Annotated in this window: 6 protein-coding genes and 1 pseudogene; 6 read left to right on the plus strand and 1 reads right to left on the minus strand. The window is 74.9% G+C overall.

What is annotated here, in order from left to right; all coding sequences use genetic code 11:
• On the minus strand, nt 1-342 hold a 342-nt coding region (locus E1293_RS45020), incomplete at its 3' end, for a hypothetical protein (RefSeq protein WP_132205979.1).
• 101 nt (nt 343-443) lie between these two features.
• Between E1293_RS45020 and E1293_RS45025 the strand changes: the two genes are divergently transcribed.
• From E1293_RS45025 to E1293_RS45050, 6 genes and pseudogenes are all read left to right on the plus strand, one after another.
• Nucleotides 444-767, plus strand: a complete 324-nt coding sequence (locus tag E1293_RS45025; RefSeq protein ID WP_132205981.1) for a PadR family transcriptional regulator — start codon at nt 444-446, stop codon at nt 765-767.
• Nucleotides 764-1,408 carry a permease prefix domain 1-containing protein gene (locus E1293_RS45030; protein ID WP_132205983.1) on the plus strand — a complete coding sequence of 215 codons (645 nt, stop codon included), beginning with the start codon at nt 764-766 and terminating at the stop codon, nt 1,406-1,408. Before E1293_RS45025 ends, E1293_RS45030 begins: the two co-directional genes overlap by 4 nt.
• Nucleotides 1,409-1,548: 140 nt before the next feature.
• Nucleotides 1,549-2,703, plus strand: coding sequence for a sensor histidine kinase (locus E1293_RS45035; RefSeq protein WP_132205985.1), 1,155 nt, complete (start codon nt 1,549-1,551; stop codon nt 2,701-2,703).
• The gene (locus E1293_RS45040; RefSeq protein WP_132205987.1) at nt 2,700-3,374 is read left to right on the plus strand and encodes a response regulator; all 675 of its coding nucleotides are present in this window, start codon (nt 2,700-2,702) and stop codon (nt 3,372-3,374) included. Before E1293_RS45035 ends, E1293_RS45040 begins: the two co-directional genes overlap by 4 nt.
• Nucleotides 3,375-3,463: 89 nt before the next feature.
• Nucleotides 3,464-3,676 (plus strand): hypothetical protein, encoded by a 213-nt coding sequence (locus tag E1293_RS45045; protein WP_132205989.1) that lies wholly within the window; start codon nt 3,464-3,466, stop codon nt 3,674-3,676.
• A 1-nt stretch (nt 3,677) separates the two neighbouring features.
• A pseudogene (locus tag E1293_RS45050) lies at nt 3,678-4,227 on the plus strand (MMPL family transporter); the annotation flags it as partial.

The raw sequence follows: 4,227 nt of genomic DNA on the forward strand, positions 1-4,227 counted from the left end.
GTTCTCGCGCTGGCGATCCTTCCCGGGCGCGGCCAGCATCCGCCGCTGCCCGGGAAGGATCGCCAGCGCGAGAACGCCCGCCGCGATCGCCGTCAGCACGATCGAGGCGATCAGCCACGCGTCGGTGAGCACGCCCATCCGGGCTCCGGTCGCGAGCCCGAACGCCGGGACGGCGACGCCGACGGCCGTGTAGACCCGGCAGAGGCGGTGCAGGAACGCGGGCGTCCCGTCACCGGGCTCGGCCCGGCGCGCGTACCGGGGGAACACCGAGGCGGCGACCGCGATCGGCCCGATCGCGAGGATCGCCGCGAGAACGTGCACGGACAGCAGCACCTTGGCCATGTCTCGGCCTCCTATGCATTGGGCCTCTATATGTTGGCTGCCAATAGATACCACGCCTACGCCTCCTTGTGTGTAGGCTGCCTACGCATGAGGGCGGATTCGTGAGGGCGGACGCGGTGCGCGGTCATCTGGACGGCCTGCTGCTGGCCGTGCTGGAGCCGGGCCCCCTGCACGGCTACGCGATCATCGCCGCGGTCCAGCACCGCAGCGGCGGCGCGCTGGAGCTGCGCACGGGCACGATCTACCCGACACTGCAGCGGATGGAGCGGCTCGGCCTGCTGCGCAGCAGCTGGGACGCCGTCGGCGAACGGCGGCGCCGCCGCTACGAGCTCACCGACGCGGGCCGCCGCGCCCTGGCGGACGAGCGGACGGCCTGGCAGGAGTTCACCGCCGCCATCGGCTCCGTCCTGAATCCGGCGACATGAGCGAGCAGGACCCGGCCGAGGAGTACGCCGCCGCCCTGGCGGACACCCTGCGGGGCCCGGCACGCGCCAAGGCGCGGATGGTCGAGGAGGTCCGCGACGGGTTCGCCGACACCGTCACCGCCCACACCCACGCGGGCCTGCCCTACGAGCACGCCGTCCGCCGGGCCGTGCACGAGTTCGGGACCGCCGACGAGGTCGCGCCGGCCTGCCAGCGGGAGCTGACGATCGCCCAGACGCGGCGCACGGCCCGCGCCGCCGCGCTGACCGTCCCGTTCCTGGCCGGGTGCTGGCTGCTGATCCGGACGTCCGGGCTCGACCACGGCTGGCCGCTGCGGCTGCTGGCCGTCCACGTCGCGGGCGTCGCCGTCACCGCCGGGCTGCTCGCCGCCGCGACCCTGGTCACGACGGGCCCCGTCGCCCGGCGGCTGCCCCCGCCGTCCCGGCTGCCGCTGACCGTCGCGTGGACGGGCACGACCGCGGCGGTGGCCATGGCCCTCGCCGCGCTCGCCCTGGTCACCGCCTCGGCGCTGGCCGGCGAGTGGCCGCTGATGGTGCTGTCCGGCGGGTTCGCGGCGGCCTCCCACGCCGTGGTCGCGGCCGCGTCCCGCGCCTGCCGGGAATGCGCACGCCTCCCCGCCTGACCACACCGGGCCGCGGTCCCGCATCACCCTGGGGTTGCGGGCTCGGGGCGTCCGGCTATACCGCAGGTTGCGGGCCGGGCCCCGATTGTGCGGCCGTGCGGCCGACGGTGCGGGACGGTCCGCCAATCTAGGCTGGTCACATGGGTGATCGCCGCAGCCCCCGTCCGCCGCACGGCCGCCTCCGGGACGCGGCCCTGGCCGGTGCCGTCCTGCTGGTGGTGTCCGTCAGCAGCGTGAACTCGCTCATCGGCGACGCCCGCGGGGAACCGTGGCCGACCACCGCGTTCAGCTGGGCGCTGATCCTGCTCGCCTGCGGCGCACTGTACTTCGCCCGGCGTTATCCGGCGGCCGTCGGCGCCCTCGTCCTGGTGACCACCGGCGTGTACTACATCACCAGCCGCTACGACGGCGGGCTGATGATCGCGCTCATCGTGGCGCTGTACCTGGTCGCGGCCGGTGGCAGGCTCCAGGCGGCCCTCGTCCTCGCCGCCCTGACCGTGATCGGCACCGGCATCGGGACGCTGCTCGGGAACGAGGACGTCAACGGCGTCGCCCTGTTCATGCTGACCGGCTGGGTGGTGGCGGTGGTCGCGCTCGGCTGGGTCTGGCACAGCCGCCTCGCCTACCTGCGGGAGGCCGAGCGCCGCGCCGCCGGCGAGGAGCGGCTGCGCATCGCCCGCGAGCTGCACGACGTCGTCGGGCACCACCTCTCGCTCATCAACGTCCAGGCCGGGACGGCTCTGCACCGCTTCCACCGGGACCCGGGGCAGGGCGAGTCCGCCCTGGCCGCCGTCAAGGAGTCGAGCCGGCAGGCGCTCCGCGACCTTCGCGCGACGCTCGGCGTCCTCCGCCAGGCCGACGAGGAGGCGCCGATCGCGCCTGCCCCCGGCCTGGACCGGATCGGCGAGCTGATCGGATCGGCCCGGTCGGCGGGCCTCACCGTGCACAGCCGCGTCGCGGGCGCGGCGGACCCGCCGACGGAGGTCGGCCTGGCCGCGTACCGGATCGTCCAGGAGTCCCTGACCAACGTGTCGCGGCACGCCGCCGCCGCGGAGGTCACCGTCAGCGTCGAGCGCGGGCCGGAGGAGCTGGTCATCGAGGTCGCCGACGACGGTCCCGGCGAGTCCACCGGCCACGGCACGCCGGGCAGCGGGGTCGACGGGATGCGGGAGCGGGCCCGAGCACTCGGCGGCGAGCTGACCGCGGGTCCCGGGCCGGACGGCGGCTTCCGCGTCCGGGCGCGGCTGCCGTACGGCGTCCCTTCCCACGAGGCCCGTGGGGCGTCCGCGCGATGATCGAGGTGCTGCTGGCCGACGACCAGGGCCTCGTCCGGGCCGGGTTCCGCTCCATCCTCGACGACGAGGACGACATCACCGTGACCGGTGAGGCCGCCGACGGGGAACTGGCCGTGGCCGCCTGCCGCGAGCTGCGTCCCGACGTCGCGCTGCTGGACGTGCGGATGCCCCGCATGGACGGTCTGGAGGCCGCTCGGAAGATCACCGCCGACCCGCGCCTGGACGGCGTCCGCGTCGTCATCCTCACCACGTTCGACCTCGACGAGTACGTGTACGGCGCGCTGCGCGCCGGCGTCACCGGCTTCCTGCTCAAGGACACCGAGCCGGCCGAGCTGATCCACGCCGTGCGGGTCGCGGCGCGCGGCGACGCGCTGATCACCCCGTCCGTCACCCGCCGGCTCATCGGCGAGTTCGCCGGACGGGTCGAGGTCCCCGAGCCCGGGCCCCGGCTGAAGTCCCTCACCGACCGCGAACGCGAGGTCATGCTGCTGGTCGCCGCCGGGCAGAGCAACGACGAGATCGCCGCCCGGCTCGTCCTCAGCCCCGCCACCGTCAAGTCGCACGTCAGCCGCATCATGGCGAAGGCGGGCGCCCGCGACCGCGCGCAGCTGGTCGTGATGGCCTACGAGTCGGGCATGGTCAACCCCCGCTGGATGCGACCGGGGCGGTAGCCGGCCGTCCGGCCCGCAACCCCTGGGGTGCCGCGGATGCCGACCGCGGGCCGATGCCGCGCGGCAGGGCGCGCCCCGACGCTGGGCGCATGAACATTCCGGGCGCCTTCATCGGGTTCCTCATCGGCGGAGCCGCGGGCTTCCTGCTGACCGAGACCCTGGGCGCGTTCTTCACCTTCGTCCTGGACCGCACGCTCGACGTGGACGGCACGCCCGTCCTGCTCGCCGCCTTCGTCGTCGTTCCGATCCTGTCCGCCGTGTGCGGCGCCGTCGTCGGCGCCCGTTTCAAGAACCGAGGTTGACGTGCCCGCCAAAGGATCCGCCCTGCCCACCGAAGCGCCCGCGGCCGCTGGACGGTTCGGACGCCTGGCCGCGTGGTCGCAGCGCCGCCGCTGGGCCGCGCTCGCGCTGTGGGTCGCCGTGGTCGCGGCGATCACGGTCGGCTCGCAGGCCGCCGGCGCCGCCTACCACAACGATTTCGCGCTGCCCGGCACCGATTCGCAGGCCGCCGCCGACCTGATGACCGAGCACGGCTCCCGGCAGGCGGGCGCCACCGTCCAGATCGTCGCCGAGGACGCGCGTGGCCTTTCGGGCGACCGCCAGCAAATCGGGCAGATGCTCGGCAAGGTCCGCGCGCTCCCCTCGGTGACGGACGTCGGCGAGCTGTCGGTGTCGAAGTCCGGCACCATCGGCTACGCGACGGTCACCCTGGACGCCGAGGCGCAGGACGTCCCGAAGGACCACGTCACCGAGATCATCGACACCGCGCAGGCCGCATCCGGCGACGGGCCGCGCATCGAATTCGCCGGGGACGCGGTCCGCGGCGCCGAGGAGGGCGGGGGCGGCGGGGCCG

The sequence above is a fragment of the Actinomadura darangshiensis genome (assembly GCF_004349235.1).
In the GTDB taxonomy this organism is placed as follows: domain Bacteria; phylum Actinomycetota; class Actinomycetes; order Streptosporangiales; family Streptosporangiaceae; genus Spirillospora; species Spirillospora darangshiensis.